The organism is Streptomyces sp. NRRL F-5126, from assembly GCF_000721265.1.
Taxonomy (GTDB): Bacteria; Actinomycetota; Actinomycetes; order Streptomycetales; family Streptomycetaceae; genus Streptomyces.
The window spans coordinates 26066-38994 of sequence record NZ_JOFZ01000005.1 but is presented as its reverse complement, the minus strand read 5'-3'; the positions used below and the strand labels follow the sequence as shown (position 1 = coordinate 38994).

Genomic DNA, 12929 nt, shown 5'->3' with positions numbered 1-12929 from the left:
CCGCGGGCCGGATGCGGACGCGCGTGCGGTGGGCGTGCCGCCGTGCGAGCGGGGCGTCACGCCTGCGCGGGTTGCTGGGCCCGGCTCACGTCGTACACGCCCGGCACCTCGCGCATGGCGCTCATCAGCCCGGGCAGCAGCGCGGCGTCGGCGAGCTGGACGGTGTAGGTGTGGCGTACGCGCTGCCTGCTGGGCGGTTCGACGGTGGCGGAGATGATCGCGGCGCCCGCGGTGGACATGGCGTCCGTGAGGTCGGCCATGAGCCGGGGCCGGCCGAACGACTCGGCGCGCAGCGTCACCTGGCAGCCGGCGGTGTCGCCCGCGGCCCAGCTGACCGGCACGGGAGAGCGTTTGGACTGGCTCATCCTGCGGGCCGCGGGGCACTCGGCGCGGTGCACGGTGACGGTGCCGCCCCGTACCTGGAAGGCGGTGATGTCGTCGGGCGGCACGGGCGTGCAGCAGCCCGCGAGCCGTACCTGGGCGTCGGGCCGTTCCGTGACGACGCCCGCCGTGGTGCGCGGCCCCGCCGAGACCGCGGCGGGCGGGCGGGGCGATGCGTCGGGCAGCGCCGCAGCGTCGGGGTGCGCGGCGAGCCAGCCGGTGATCGAGATGCGCGCCGAGGGCGTGCGGGCGTGCTCGAGCCATTCGGGCGAGGGCCCCGAGGTGGTGTCGTGGGCGAGGAGGGCCTGGACGGTGTCGCCGTCGTTCAGCACGGTGCCGAGGGCGACGAGGCGGCCGTTGACGCGCGCGCCGAGACATCGGTGGGCGGCCTCGCCGTACTGGGCGTAGGCGGCGTCCACGCAGGTGGCGCCCGCCGGCAGGCCGAGCATGCCGCCCTCGGCGCGGAATACGGTGATCTCGCGGTCCTGTGCCAGGTCGGCGCGGAGCGTCTTCCAGAACGTGTCGGGGTCGGGCGCGGACTCCTGCCACTCCAGCAGGCGGGAGAGCCAGCCGGGCCGCGTCGGGTCGGCGCGCTCGCCGTCCGGCGTGTCGCCGCCGTCGCCCGCGGCGGGCGCCGGCGCGTACGGGTTGCCGAGGGCGACGACCCCGGCCTCCGCCACCTTGTGCATCTGGTGGGTGCGGATCAGGACCTCGGCGACCGACCCGTCGGGCGCCGCGACCGCGGTGTGCAGCGACTGGTACAGGTTGAACTTGGGGGCGGCGACGAAGTCCTTGAACTCGGAGATCACCGGCGTGAAGCAGGTGTGCAGCTCGCCGAGTACGCCGTAGCAGTCGGCGTCCTCGGCGACGAGTACGAGGAGCCTGCCGAAGTCCGTGGCGCGCATCTCGCCGCGTTTGACACTGGCACGGTGCACCGAGACCAGGTGGCGCGGCCTGACGAGGACCTCGGCCGTGAGGTCCGCCTCGCGCAGGACCCGGCGCACGTCCTGCGCGATCGACGCGAGCGCGTCGCCCGCGGAGGCGTTCTCCGCGATGAGGGCGCGGGCCCTCGCCGCGTCCTCACGGCACAGGATGGCGAAGACCAGGTCCTCGAGCTCGGACTTGATCGCCTGCACCCCGAGCCGCTCGGCGAGGGGCACGAGCACGTCCCTGGTGACCTTGGCGATCCGCTCCTGCTTCTCCGGGCGCATCACGCCGAGCGTGCGCATGTTGTGCAACCGGTCGGCGAGTTTGATCGACATCACGCGTACGTCGTTGCCCGTGGCGACGAGCATTTTGCGGAACGTCTCCGGCTCCGCCGCCGCCCCGTAGTCGACCTTCTCCAGCTTGGTCACGCCGTCGACGAGGTAGCGGACCTCCTCGCCGAACTCGCGGCCCACCTGGTCGAGGGTGACGTCGGTGTCCTCGACCGTGTCGTGCAGGATCGCGGCGGTCAGCGTGGTGGTCTCCGCGCCGAGTTCGGCGAGGATCAGCGTGACGGCGAGCGGGTGGGTGATGTACGGCTCACCGCTCTTACGGTACTGGCCGCGGTGCGAGGCCTCGGCCAGCACGTACGCGCGGTGCAGGACCGCCATGTCGGCGTCGGGGAAGTGCGCCCTGTGCGCCTCGGCCACATGCCCTATGGCGTCGGGCAGCCTGTCGCGTGACGCGGGCCCCAGCAGGGCCGCCCTGCCCAGCCGGCGGAGGTCGATACGGGGCAGGCCGCGCCTGCGGCCGTGGACACCAGGGCTGGTGGCCTCTGCACTCATGGGCAACCTCCGGGCAGGATCGACCGGCGGTACGAGGGACAGGGGTGCGCCCTCGGGGCCGGTGCTTGATGCTATCGAGCCCACAACGTGGACCGGACCCGCACTCGTTCAGCGTGAAACGGATCACCCGTTCAAGCGAACGCCTGCATGTTTCAACCGAAGGCCGTTTCGAGCCATTCCGTGGTGATCACTCCCTCGGCGACGATCACGGCGGGACCCGTCATCTCGATCTCCCCGTCGGGCTGCTGCGTGATCACCAGCCGGCCGCCCGGCAGGTCCACCGTGTACGTGACGGGCGTGCCGCTCGCGGCCGGGTCGGCGCCGTCCCTGAGGGCCGCGGCCACGGCGACGGCGCACGCGCCCGTGCCGCACGACCGGGTCTCGCCCGAGCCGCGCTCGTGCACGCGCAGGGCGACGTGGCGGGGCCCGCGGTCGACGACGAACTCGACGTTGACCCCGTCCGGGTAGACCTCGGCCGGGGCGAACGGCGGCGGGGCGAGCAGGTCGCCCGCGTGCGCCAGGTCGTCGACGAACGCGACGGCATGCGGGTTGCCCATGTTGACGTTGTACGCGGGCCACGTCCTCGCGCCCACCGTGACGTCCACCGCGCCCTCCGGCAGTGCGGCGCGGCCCATGTGCACCGTGACGTCGCCGTCCTTGGCGACGTGCACGCGCTTCACGCCGCCCCGCGTGGCGACGGCGAGATCGCCCGCGCGCACGTGCCCGGCCCGCTGGAGGTACCGGGCGAAGACGCGGACGCCGTTGCCGCACATCTCGGCGACCGAGCCGTCGCTGTTGCGGTAGTCCATGAACCACTCGGCCTCGGCGGCCATCCCGCGCCCTTCGGGGTGGGCGGCGGACCGCACGACGTGCAGCACGCCGTCCCCGCCGACCCCGGCCCTGCGGTCGCAGAGTGCGGCCACGAGGCGCGGCGGCAGGTCGAGCGCGTTGTCCGGGTCGGGAACGATCACGAAGTCGTTCTCCGTGCCGTGTCCCTTGAGATACGCCAGGGGCGTGGTCGGTGCCGTCACGTGTCCATCGTAGGATCCTGCGCCGGCAACCCGCGATGCCGGCCTCGGAAGGCCTGCTCAGCGCAGCCGCGCGACCCGCCAGACCGCGAGTGCCACGATCACCGCGGCGATCGCGACGTACAGCGCGACGAAGCGCCAGTCGGCCCGCTCGCCGGAGGACTTGGAGGGCAGGCCGGGCCACGTGTAGCCGACCTTGCGGGCGGCCGTCATGCCCCATCCCGCGGCGCAGCAGCCGAGCAGCAGGCCGAGCATCGCGATCACGGAACCGCCGTCGCCCGTGCCGAACGCGAGGGGGAAGGCGAACATCAGGGAGCCGACGCCCGCGAGCACGACGATGGGTGCGATCTGCCAGATGCGGAACCTGCCCTGCGGCCTGAGCTCCACCTCGACCTCGGGCGTGGCGGGCTCGGACTCCGGGTCGTCCTCGGGGCCGTCGGACGCGAGACCGTCGGGCGTCAGGCCCTGCCCTGGGCCGTCGGCGCTGAGGCCGGGCGGCACCGCATGGGCGGGTCCAGGGGACTGGCCCGGGACGGGCACGGGCGCGTCGTCACCGGACGGCTCGGGCGCGTTCCGCGTCGCCGACTGGGGATCGCGAGGGCCGGCCTCCATCGCCACGCGCCCTCCCAACTCGGACTCCACGGGTGGATCGATGCTCGATGATGGCACGGCCCCAGGCCCGGAAATGGCGCCCGGAGCGTCCCGATGCCATCACGTGATCAGGCTGTGACCGCCCGTTCGACCAACGTGAGAGCCCGCCGCCGCAGTTCCTCCGCGGCACCCTCCGCGCCCGCGAGCCAGTGCACGCGCGGGTCCCTCCTGAACCAGGAGTCCTGGCGCCTCGCGAAGCGCTTGGTGGCACGGACGGTCTCGGCGCGCGCCTCGTCCTGCGTGCAGGTGCCCGCGAGGGCTGCGAGCACCTGCTGGTAGCCGAGCGCGCGCGACGCCGTGCGCCCGTCGCGCAGCCCGCGCGCCTCGAGCGCGCGCACCTCCTCGACGAGCCCCGCCTCCCACATGCGGTCGACGCGGAGCGCGATGCGCGCGTCGAGCTCGGGCCGCTCGACGTCGACGCCGATCTGCACGGTGTCGTAGACGGCTTCGTGTCCTGGGAGGTTGGCGGTGAAGGGCCTGCCGGTGATCTCGATCACCTCAAGGGCCCTGACGACGCGTCGGCCGTTGCTCGGCAGGATGGCGCGCGCCGCCGCGGGGTCCGCCGCGGCGAGGCGCGCGTGCAGCGCGCCCGAGCCGCGCATCGTCAGCTCGGACTCCAGGCGCGCACGCACCTGGGGGTCGGTGCCGGGGAAGTCGAGCGCGTCGATCACGCCCCGCACGTACAGCCCGGAGCCGCCCACGAGGACGGGTACGCGGCCGGCGGCGCGCAGGCGGTCGATCTCGGCGCGCGCGAGGCGCTGGTACTCGGCGACGCTCGCGGTCTCGGTGACGTCCCAGATGTCCAGCAGGTGGTGCGGCACACCGCCGCGTTCCTCCTCGGTCAGCTTGGCCGTGCCGATGTCCATGCCGCGATACAGCTGCATGGAGTCGGCGTTGACCACTTCGCCGCCCAGTTCGCGGGCGAGATGAACGCCCAGATCGGACTTGCCGGCCGCGGTGGGACCGACGACGGCGATGACCCGTGGTGCGGGAGCTGCGCTTGTCACCGCCCCAGTCTCGCAAATCCGGCGGGCCGTGCGGGACCCCGTCCCGTCCGTGCACGGCACGCCTGTCCGCCGTACCCTGTGTACAGGTATGAGGTGGTCCGCGACTCTTCGGGAAGGTGCCGCATGGGCTTCAGGGAATCGCTCAGGGCGCGGCTCGCGCCGGCGCGGGACAAGGTCTCCGACCTGGCGTCGCAGCACGGCGACCGCATCGGCCAGGGACTCGACAAGGCAGCGCGCGCGGTCGACGAGAGGACCCACGGCAAGTACAGCGAGCGCATCGACGCGGGCAGGGGCAAGGCGAAGGGCGCCATCGACCGCATGTCCCAGCAGGGCGGCGACGGCGGCGGCACGCCGCACGCCTGATCGGTGCCGGGCGCGTCCCCGCCGCGAGGCGGACCGCGCACGGCGCGCGCTGAGCAGCGCCCGGAGACAGCCGGGGCGCCCTGCCATCGGGCCGCGACGATGCAGCCGACGCCGCAGGGCGCCTCGTCGTACGGCGGCCTGCCTCGCGGGGCCCGCGCCCTCGGCAGCCCCGCGAGGGCGTCAAGGCGCTCCCCGCGCACGTCGGCTCGCGAGCCGAGCGCCGAGTCGGCGGGGGCGCGGCGGCGTGCTGCGCGGCCGGCGCACCGGCAAGCGAGACGTCGAACCCTTCGGCCCGCATCCCGCGCGCGGCGTCGCGGTGGGTGCGGCCTGCTCGCCGTCAGCCGGCCGCGCAGCCCTCCGCCGCGGGGAACGGGGCCGGCACGCCGATGCCGGGCAGGCCCAGCATGACGCCCTGGGGCGCGGCCTGCTCCGCGGTGCGGCGCTCCCATGCGTCGCCCGCCCTGGTGCGCCGCACGCGCGTGACGGGGCCCTGCGCCAGCAGGTGGTGCGGGGCGGCATAGCTGATGTCCACGGTGACCATGTCGCCGGGCCGCACGTCCTCGTCCGGCCTGGTGAAGTGGACGAGGCGGTTGTCGGCGGCGCGGCCCGAGAGGCGGTGGGTCTCGCCGTCCTTGCGGCCCTCGCCCTCGGCGACCATGACCTCCAGGGTGCGGCCGACCTGCTTCTTGTTCTCCTCCCAGGAGATCTCCTCCTGGAGGGCGACCAGGCGCTCGTAGCGCTCCTGAACGGTCGCCTTGGGGATCTGTCCCTCCATGTCGGCCGCCGGTGTGCCGGGCCGCTTGGAGTACTGGAAGGTGAACGCCTGCGCGAACCGTGCCTCGCGCACGACGTGCAGCGTCTGCTCGAAGTCCTCCTCGGTCTCGCCGGGGAAGCCCACGATGATGTCCGTGGAGATCGCGGCGTGCGGGATCGCGGCCCGCACCTTCTCGATGATGCCGAGGTAGCGGTCCTGCCGGTACGAGCGGCGCATCGCGCGCAGCACCGCGTCCGAGCCCGACTGGAGAGGCATGTGCAGCTGCGGCATCACGTTCGGCGTCTCGGCCATCGCCGTGATCACGTCGTCGGTGAAGTCGCGCGGGTGGGGCGAGGTGAAGCGGACTCGTTCCAGGCCCTCGATCGCGCCGCACGCGCGCAGCAGTTTCGAGAACGCCTGCCGGTCGCCGATGTCGGACCCGTAGGCGTTGACGTTCTGGCCGAGCAGGGTGATCTCGGAGACACCCTCGCCGACCAGCGCCTCGATCTCGGCGAGGATGTCGCCCGGCCTGCGGTCCTTCTCCTTGCCGCGCAGCGCGGGCACGATGCAGAAGGTGCAGGTGTTGTTGCAGCCGACGGAGACGGACACCCACGCGGCGTACGCGGACTCGCGGCGGGTGGGCAGCGTGGAGGGGAAGGCCTCCAGCGACTCGGCGATCTCGACCTGCGCCTCCTCCTGGACGCGCGCGCGTTCCAGGAGGACGGGCAGCTTGCCGATGTTGTGCGTGCCGAAGACGACGTCGACCCAGGGCGCCTTCTTCAGGATCGTGTCGCGGTCCTTCTGCGCGAGGCAGCCGCCGACGGCGATCTGCATGCCGGGCCTGCGTGTCTTCGCGGGGGCGAGGCGGCCGAGGTTGCCGTAGAGCTTGTTGTCGGCGTTCTCCCGGACGGCGCACGTGTTGAACACGACGACATCCGCCTCCTCCTCGCCCTCGGGTGCGCGCACGTAGCCCGCGCCCTCAAGCAGCCCCGAGAGCCGTTCCGAGTCGTGGACGTTCATCTGACACCCGTAGGTGCGAATCGCATAGCTTCGGTTGACGCCCACGGTCTGGCTCGGGTCACTGCTGCTCATGCGCACAAGGGTAGGCGCTGGGCGCGGGGTGCCGGTCCGCGCCGGCTCCGGCCCGGCGCCGACGACGCCTCCCTCCCCTGTTCGAGTGAATTCTGGCGCATTGTGGTGGACGGTTCCCCGCCACCCGCGGCCGGTGCCCGAGGACGCTTCCCCGGTACTGTCCACACTGTCCACGGGGCCGGGAGGACGGAGCACGGCGATGACCGGAGTGCCGGCGGCCTCGCGGCCGCGGCGGGCGGTGCGTGGAGACGGCCTGGTGGTGCTGAACCACGTGGACAAGCACTACGGTCCACTGCACGTGCTGAAGGACGTCGACCTGACCGTCGCGCGCGGTGAGGTGGTCGCGGTGATCGGGCCCTCGGGCGCGGGCAAGTCCACTCTGTGCCGCACGATCAACCGCCTGGAGGCGATCGACTCGGGGTCGGTCAGCATCGACGGCCACCCCCTGCCCGAGGGGGGCAGGGAGCTCGCGAGGCTCAGGGCCGACGTGGGCATGGTCTTCCAGTCGTTCAACCTCTTCACGCACAAGACCGTGCTGGAGAACCTGACGTTCGGCCAGATCAGGGTGCGCGGGGTGAGCCCCGGGGCGGCTCAGGAGAAGGCGCGGCTGCTGCTCGACCGCGTGGGCGTCGGCGTGCCGTACGACACGTACCCGGCACGGCTCTCCGGCGGCCAGCAGCAGCGCGTCGCCATCGCGCGCGCCCTCGCGATGGACCCCAAGGTCATGCTCTTCGACGAGCCGACGTCGGCGCTCGACCCGGAGATGACGGGCGAGGTGCTCGACGTCATGCGGCAGTTGGCGCGGGACGGCATGACGATGATCGTCGTCACGCACGAGATGGGCTTCGCGCGGTACGCGGCGGACCGGGTCGTCTTCATGGCGGACGGCCGGATCGTCGAGGAGGCCGCGGCCGACGCCTTCTTCGCCGCGCCGCGCAGCGACCGCGCGAAGGACTTCCTCTCCAAGGTCCTGCGCCACTGACGGCAGCGGGCTCGCCACGCGACGACCTCCCCGCCCGGTCGGCGACGGGGCGGGTGAGACACGGGTGACGGAGTGTCACCCGAGGGTCTGGCCGACGCCGTACGCGCCGCCGAGGCCGTCGCTTGACGCGGGAACCCCGAGTCGGTTGCATGCGTTCTGTGATCACGCACCGGACGGCTGCCGCCATTGACCGCACGACCGCACGGGCCCGAGGGGCGGCCCCGTGGACCCGGTGATCGTCGTCGGCGCCGGCCCCGTGGGGCTCACTCTGGCCCTGGCCCTGGCGGCCCAGGAGGTCCCCTCCGTGGTCCTCGACGAGAGCGGGGGCGAGGACGAGCGGCGCGCGGCGCGCACGGTCGTGCTCAGGCCGGACACCGCGGCGCTGGCGGCCCGGCTCGGCTGCACCACGCTCGGTGACGAGGGCGCCAGATGGGACGGCTGGCGGCTGATGCGGCGCAAGCAGCCGGTGCGCCGGCTGCCGCTCTCCGTCGAGGGGTTCCCGTCGCCCCTGCACATCGCGCAGCACGCGCTCGGCCGCGGGCTGCGCGAGGCCATCGGGAAGACGTCCCTCGTGAAGGTCGTCACGAACAGCCGCCTGGACTCTTTGGAACAGGACCGCGACGGCGTCACCGCCCATATCAAGGGCCCGGGCACGGCCTACTGGCGCGGCAGCTACCTGGTGGGGTGCGACGGCGCGAGGTCCACGGTGCGCAAGCTGCTCGGCGTACGGTTCCCCGGCCGCACGGCGGTGGAGCGGTACGCGGTGGCCGCGCTGCGCGCCGAGCTGCCGTGGCCGCGCGAGGCGGTGCTCCACCGGCAGCCGCCGTGGCGCACCGGCGGCGAGGAGGTCGCCGCACGGCCGCTGCCCGGCGGCGCCTGGCGGCTCGACTGGCTGCTGCCGGCCCGCGGCGACCTGGTCACGCCGGACGCGCTGGTGACTCGCGTGCGTGAGGCGCTGGGGGGCTGGTGCGGCGAGACGCCGCCCTACGAACTGCTCGACACCGGCGTCCACACCCTGCACCACCGGCTCGCGCAGCGGTGGCGCGCCGATCGCGCGTTCCTCGCGGGCGACGCGGCGCACCTCCTCGGCGCGGCCGGAACGCAAGGCCTCGACGAGGGCATCAGGGACGTCGACAACCTCGCGTGGAAGCTGGCACTCGCGTGGCACCACGGCGCGACGGAGACACTTCTCGCGAGCTACCAGGCCGAGCGGCGCACGGCGGTCGCCGCACGGCTGCGCGCCGCGGACCAGTCGCTGCCGATACTGCGCGGTGGCGGTGGCCTGCGCGGCCTGCTGCCCGGATCCGCCGGCGGACGCGACACGCTGCTCGCGGACGGGCACCTGGGCCAGGGGCCGCTGGGCGCGCCTCCCGCATACCCGAACTCGCCGCTCGCCGCGGAGCACGGGCAGGGCGCGGCCTCGGTCGGCACGGCGGTGGGCGCACCGGTCACGGACGTCCGGGTGACCACACCCGAGGGCACCGCGGGAAGGCTGCGCGACCGGCTGGGCCGTGGCAGGCTGCTGGTCGTGCTGGTGGCGCCCGGCACGGCGGTGTGGGACAGGCGGCACTGGCTGAAGGCCGGCGTGATGCCGCGCCTCGCCGCCGCAGTCGAGGAGCTGCCGGCGGACGCCGAGCTGCTGGTGGCGGAGGGCTACCCGGGGGCGTCCGCGCACGACGTGCTGCTCGTGCGCCCCGACGGCCATCTCGTCGCGGCGTTCGGCGGCGTGCACCCGCGGGAGCTGCGCGCGGCGGCGGACGCGGCTCGTGGCGGTGCTCCCTCAAGTGCCGCCACGAGCGCCGGGGACCGCACCGCGAACGTCAATTGACCCGGGTCCGCCCCCGTGGTGTACTCCGCAACATGACCGGCACCCGCGTACACCTGTGGCGGAGGGTCCACATGGACCTCGTCCGCTACGCGGGCTGCGTGTGTCGCCCGTCCCGCTGATTCGCCTTCTCATTTCCTCCGCGCACCTCAGCCGCGCCGCGCCCTGCCCTGTTCCGGCCGGGCGCCCGGGCGCGGCGGCCGCGCGTACCCGCGAACCACGTCAGGACGGCGCTCCATGTCTGTTTCCGCTTCATCCCTCCCCGCTCGCCCGCACGATCCCGCTTCCGACGAGTCCTCGCTGCCCGCTCGGCCGGGCGGGCCCTCTCCCGCTGAGCTGCTGGCCTTCGCCCGGGCCGCGGCCGGCGACGCGGGGCTCGTCGCGTCCCTGCCCCTCGACCCGGAGGACCGTACGTGGCTGCGCCTGGAAGGTCCCGGCGGCAGCGAGGCGTGGCTGATCGGGTGGCCGCCCGGCACGGGCACCGGATGGCACGACCACGGAGGGTCGTACGGCGCTTTCGCCACGGCGGCGGGGGCGCTGACGGAGGATTCGCTCGCGGCCCGGCTGCCCACCGAGGGGTGGAAGACGCTGGAACTCGCCGAGGGCGTGGACCGGCACCGCGTCCTCGGGACGGGCGACGCGCGGGCGTTCGGCGAACACCATGTGCACGAGGTGCGCAACGTCTCGGATGAGCGCCATTCCGTCTCGGTCCACGCGTATTATCCGCCGTTGCCGCTGATGCGCCGTTACAGCAGAACGGGACCGGTGCTGCGGCTCGAAGAGGTCGAACTTCCCCAGGAGTGGCGATGAGTGAGCCCACGCGCCCGGCCCGCGTCGAGGACGTGCTGGCGGGCGCCCGCATCGGCCTCGACAGGCTCGGGCCACGCGCCGCGCAGCGGGCCGCGGAGAACGGCGCGCTGCTCGTGGACATCCGCTACCAGCTGCAGCGCGAGCGGGACGGCGTGATCCCGGGGGCGGTGCTGATCGAGCGCAACGAGCTGGAGTGGCGCCTGGACCCGCAGGGCAGCCACAAGATCCCGGAGGCGACGGACCACGGCCGCCGGGTCGTGGTGATCTGCAACGAGGGCTACGCGTCGTCGCTGGCCGCGGCGTCACTGCGCCAACTGGGCCTGCACCGGGCGACGGACCTGGAGGGCGGCTTCCAGGCCTGGCGCGCGGAGGGGCTCCCGGTCGGACGGTGACCGGGGCGGTCATGCCCGGGCCGGTGGCCCGCACCCGGACGGGTCAGTCCGGGAAGACCTCGTCCAGGCCCCCGGTTTCCTCGCCCTCTTCCTCCAGTGCCTGCCGCACCACCCGGAGTGCCAGGCCCTGGCCGTACCCCTTGCGCGCCAGCACGCCGACGATACGGCGCAGCCTGCGGTCGCGGTCCATGCCGCGCGTCGTACGCAGCTTGGCCGCGACCAGCTCGCGTGCCGTGGCCTCCTCGCGCTCCGCGTCCAGCTGCCCGACTGCCTCGTCGATCACCGCGGACTCGACACCCTTCGTCCGCAGTTCCCTGGCGAGCGCGCGGCGGGCGAGGCCGCGGCCGTGATGGCGCGACTCCACCCATGCGTCCGCGAACGCGGCATCGTTGATCAGCCCCACGTCCTCGAAGCGGGAGAGCACCTCTTCCGCCACGTCGTCGGGGATCTCCCGCTTGCGCAGTGCGTCCGCCAACTGCTTGCGCGTCCGTGGCATGCCGGTGAGCAGGCGCAGGCAGATGGCACGCGCCCGCTCGGCCGGGTCCTGGGGCGGCAGCTCCTGCCCGGCCCTCGACGGGTCGGAGCTGCCGCCCGGCCTTGCTGTCCGTCCCCGCTTCCCGGCCCTTGGCCCGGCTCCGGTACGGGAAGGCTCCTCCTCGGGCACGGACGGCTAGTTCTTGCCGGCGGCGGCCTTGGCCGCCTTGGCCTTGCCCGTGGACGCGGTCGCCGGGACCGCCGCGGCGGGCGCGGGCACCGCCTTGGCGCCTTCGGCCGCCGGGGCGGGCGTGCCGTCAGCCGTGGTCTCGCTCGCCGCCTCCTCGGGCCTGACGCCGACGCCCAGCTTCTCGAGGATCTTCTTCTCGATCTCGTTCGCCAGGTCGGGGTTGTCCTTCAGGAAGTTGCGCGCGTTCTCCTTGCCCTGGCCGAGCTGGTCGCCCTCGTACGTGTACCAGGCGCCGGCCTTGCGCACGAAGCCGTGCTCCACGCCCATGTCGATCAGGCCGCCCTCGCGGCTGATGCCCTGCCCGTAGAGGATGTCGAACTCGGCCTGCTTGAAGGGGGGCGCGACCTTGTTCTTGACCACCTTGACGCGCGTGCGGTTGCCGACGGCCTCCGTGCCGTCCTTCAGGGTCTCGATGCGCCGGATGTCGAGACGCACCGACGCGTAGAACTTGAGCGCGCGGCCACCCGTCGTGGTCTCCGGGGAGCCGAACATGACGCCGATCTTCTCGCGGAGCTGGTTGATGAAGATGGCCGTCGTCTTCGACTGGTTGAGCGCGCTGGTGATCTTCCGCAGCGCCTGGCTCATCAACCGGGCCTGGAGGCCCACGTGCGAGTCGCCCATCTCGCCCTCGATCTCCGCGCGCGGTACGAGCGCGGCGACGGAGTCGATGACGATCAGGTCGAGCGCGCCGGAGCGGACCAGCATGTCCACGATTTCCAGCGCCTGCTCGCCGTTGTCCGGCTGGGAGAGGATCAGGTTGTCGATGTCGACGCCGAGCTTCTTCGCGTACTCGGGGTCGAGCGCGTGCTCCGCGTCCACGAAGGCCACCGCTCCGCCCGCGCGCTGGGCGTTCGCCACCGCGTGCAGCGTGAGGGTCGTCTTGCCGGAGGACTCGGGGCCGTACACCTCCACCACGCGCCCGCGGGGCAGCCCGCCGACGCCGAGGGCGACATCCAGCGCGGTCGACCCCGTGGGGATGACCTCGACCGGCTCGTTCGGCCGCTCGCCCAGGCGCATCACCGCGCCCTTGCCGAACTGCCGCTCAATCTGCGCGAGCGCGGCGTCCAGCGCCTTCTCGCGGTCCGTACCTGCCATGGGTTCCACCCGATTTGCTTGAGTCGATCGCTTCACGTCAATGACGCTATCGCCTG

The 12929-nt window shown here is 73.4% G+C and carries 13 protein-coding genes; 6 read left to right on the top strand and 7 right to left on the bottom strand.

Annotated elements, in window-relative coordinates; genetic code table 11:
- Positions 1 to 56: 56 nt before the first annotated feature.
- The 4 genes from IH48_RS0111425 to miaA all read right to left on the bottom strand — a co-directional run bounded on the left by IH48_RS0111425 (position 57) and on the right by miaA (position 4836).
- Positions 57 to 2150, bottom strand: coding sequence for a RelA/SpoT family protein (locus IH48_RS0111425; RefSeq protein ID WP_030902536.1), 2094 nt, complete (start codon positions 2148 to 2150; stop codon positions 57 to 59).
- Between the two features lie 152 nt (positions 2151 to 2302).
- Entirely contained in the window at positions 2303 to 3181 is an 879-nt protein-coding gene (dapF, locus tag IH48_RS0111420; RefSeq protein ID WP_030902535.1) for a diaminopimelate epimerase, read from the bottom strand.
- Between the two features lie 57 nt (positions 3182 to 3238).
- Complete coding sequence (locus tag IH48_RS0111415) at positions 3239 to 3790, bottom strand: hypothetical protein (protein WP_030902534.1); 552 nt, start codon at positions 3788 to 3790, stop codon at positions 3239 to 3241.
- A 107-nt stretch (positions 3791 to 3897) separates the two neighbouring features.
- On the bottom strand, positions 3898 to 4836 hold the full coding sequence (gene miaA / locus IH48_RS0111410; protein WP_030902533.1) for a tRNA (adenosine(37)-N6)-dimethylallyltransferase MiaA: 939 nt from the start codon (positions 4834 to 4836) through the stop codon (positions 3898 to 3900).
- A 123-nt stretch (positions 4837 to 4959) separates the two neighbouring features.
- On the opposite strand from miaA, the gene IH48_RS0111405 reads away from it, so the two are divergent.
- Positions 4960 to 5199: an antitoxin gene (locus IH48_RS0111405; protein ID WP_030902532.1), complete on the top strand. Its 240-nt coding sequence runs from the start codon at positions 4960 to 4962 to the stop codon at positions 5197 to 5199.
- A gap of 337 nt (positions 5200 to 5536) precedes the next feature.
- Here the strand turns inward: IH48_RS0111405 and miaB are convergent, their stop codons facing one another.
- Positions 5537 to 7045, bottom strand: coding sequence for a tRNA (N6-isopentenyl adenosine(37)-C2)-methylthiotransferase MiaB (gene miaB, locus IH48_RS0111400; protein WP_078849635.1), 1509 nt, complete (start codon positions 7043 to 7045; stop codon positions 5537 to 5539).
- 199 nt (positions 7046 to 7244) lie between these two features.
- Here miaB and IH48_RS0111395 point away from each other — a divergent pair, with 199 nt between their 5' ends.
- The 5 genes from IH48_RS0111395 (at position 7245) to IH48_RS0111380 (ending at position 11054) form a co-directional block, all read left to right on the top strand.
- Entirely contained in the window at positions 7245 to 8027 is a 783-nt protein-coding gene (locus tag IH48_RS0111395) for an amino acid ABC transporter ATP-binding protein (RefSeq protein WP_030902529.1), read from the top strand.
- A 223-nt stretch (positions 8028 to 8250) separates the two neighbouring features.
- Positions 8251 to 9855, top strand: a complete 1605-nt coding sequence (locus tag IH48_RS0111390) for an FAD-dependent monooxygenase (protein WP_030902527.1) — start codon at positions 8251 to 8253, stop codon at positions 9853 to 9855.
- A gap of 32 nt (positions 9856 to 9887) precedes the next feature.
- Positions 9888 to 9974, top strand: a complete 87-nt coding sequence (locus IH48_RS37620) for a putative leader peptide (RefSeq protein WP_372449243.1) — start codon at positions 9888 to 9890, stop codon at positions 9972 to 9974.
- Positions 9975 to 10089: 115 nt separating this feature from the next.
- Entirely contained in the window at positions 10090 to 10662 is a 573-nt protein-coding gene (locus tag IH48_RS0111385) for a cysteine dioxygenase (RefSeq protein ID WP_030902526.1), read from the top strand.
- Positions 10659 to 11054 carry a rhodanese-like domain-containing protein gene (locus tag IH48_RS0111380; protein WP_030902525.1) on the top strand — a complete coding sequence of 132 codons (396 nt, stop codon included), beginning with the start codon at positions 10659 to 10661 and terminating at the stop codon, positions 11052 to 11054. Before IH48_RS0111385 ends, IH48_RS0111380 begins: the two co-directional genes overlap by 4 nt.
- Positions 11055 to 11097: 43 nt before the next feature.
- On the opposite strand, the gene recX is transcribed toward IH48_RS0111380, so the two are convergent.
- Together recX and recA are read right to left on the bottom strand one after the other, a co-directional pair.
- Entirely contained in the window at positions 11098 to 11718 is a 621-nt protein-coding gene (gene recX / locus IH48_RS0111375; RefSeq protein WP_030902523.1) for a recombination regulator RecX, read from the bottom strand.
- A 6-nt stretch (positions 11719 to 11724) separates the two neighbouring features.
- Positions 11725 to 12873 (bottom strand): recombinase RecA, encoded by a 1149-nt coding sequence (gene recA / locus IH48_RS0111370; protein ID WP_030902521.1) that lies wholly within the window; start codon positions 12871 to 12873, stop codon positions 11725 to 11727.
- Positions 12874 to 12929: the final 56 nt, after the last annotated feature.

Bases quoted from the DNA above. Each gene is read 5' to 3' on its own strand.
- IH48_RS0111425 (WP_030902536.1), bottom strand. From the start codon at position 2,150: ATGAGTGCAGAGGCCACCAGCCCTGGTGTCCACGGCCGCAGGCGCGGC.
- IH48_RS0111415 (WP_030902534.1), bottom strand. From the start codon at position 3,790: ATGGAGGCCGGCCCTCGCGATCCCCAGTCGGCGACGCGGAACGCGCCC.
- IH48_RS0111405 (WP_030902532.1), top strand. From the start codon at position 4,960: ATGGGCTTCAGGGAATCGCTCAGGGCGCGGCTCGCGCCGGCGCGGGAC.
- miaB (WP_078849635.1), bottom strand. From the start codon at position 7,045: ATGAGCAGCAGTGACCCGAGCCAGACCGTGGGCGTCAACCGAAGCTAT.
- IH48_RS0111395 (WP_030902529.1), top strand. From the start codon at position 7,245: ATGACCGGAGTGCCGGCGGCCTCGCGGCCGCGGCGGGCGGTGCGTGGA.
- IH48_RS37620 (WP_372449243.1), top strand. From the start codon at position 9,888: ATGACCGGCACCCGCGTACACCTGTGGCGGAGGGTCCACATGGACCTC.
- IH48_RS0111385 (WP_030902526.1), top strand. From the start codon at position 10,090: ATGTCTGTTTCCGCTTCATCCCTCCCCGCTCGCCCGCACGATCCCGCT.
- IH48_RS0111380 (WP_030902525.1), top strand. From the start codon at position 10,659: ATGAGTGAGCCCACGCGCCCGGCCCGCGTCGAGGACGTGCTGGCGGGC.
- recA (WP_030902521.1), bottom strand. From the start codon at position 12,873: ATGGCAGGTACGGACCGCGAGAAGGCGCTGGACGCCGCGCTCGCGCAG.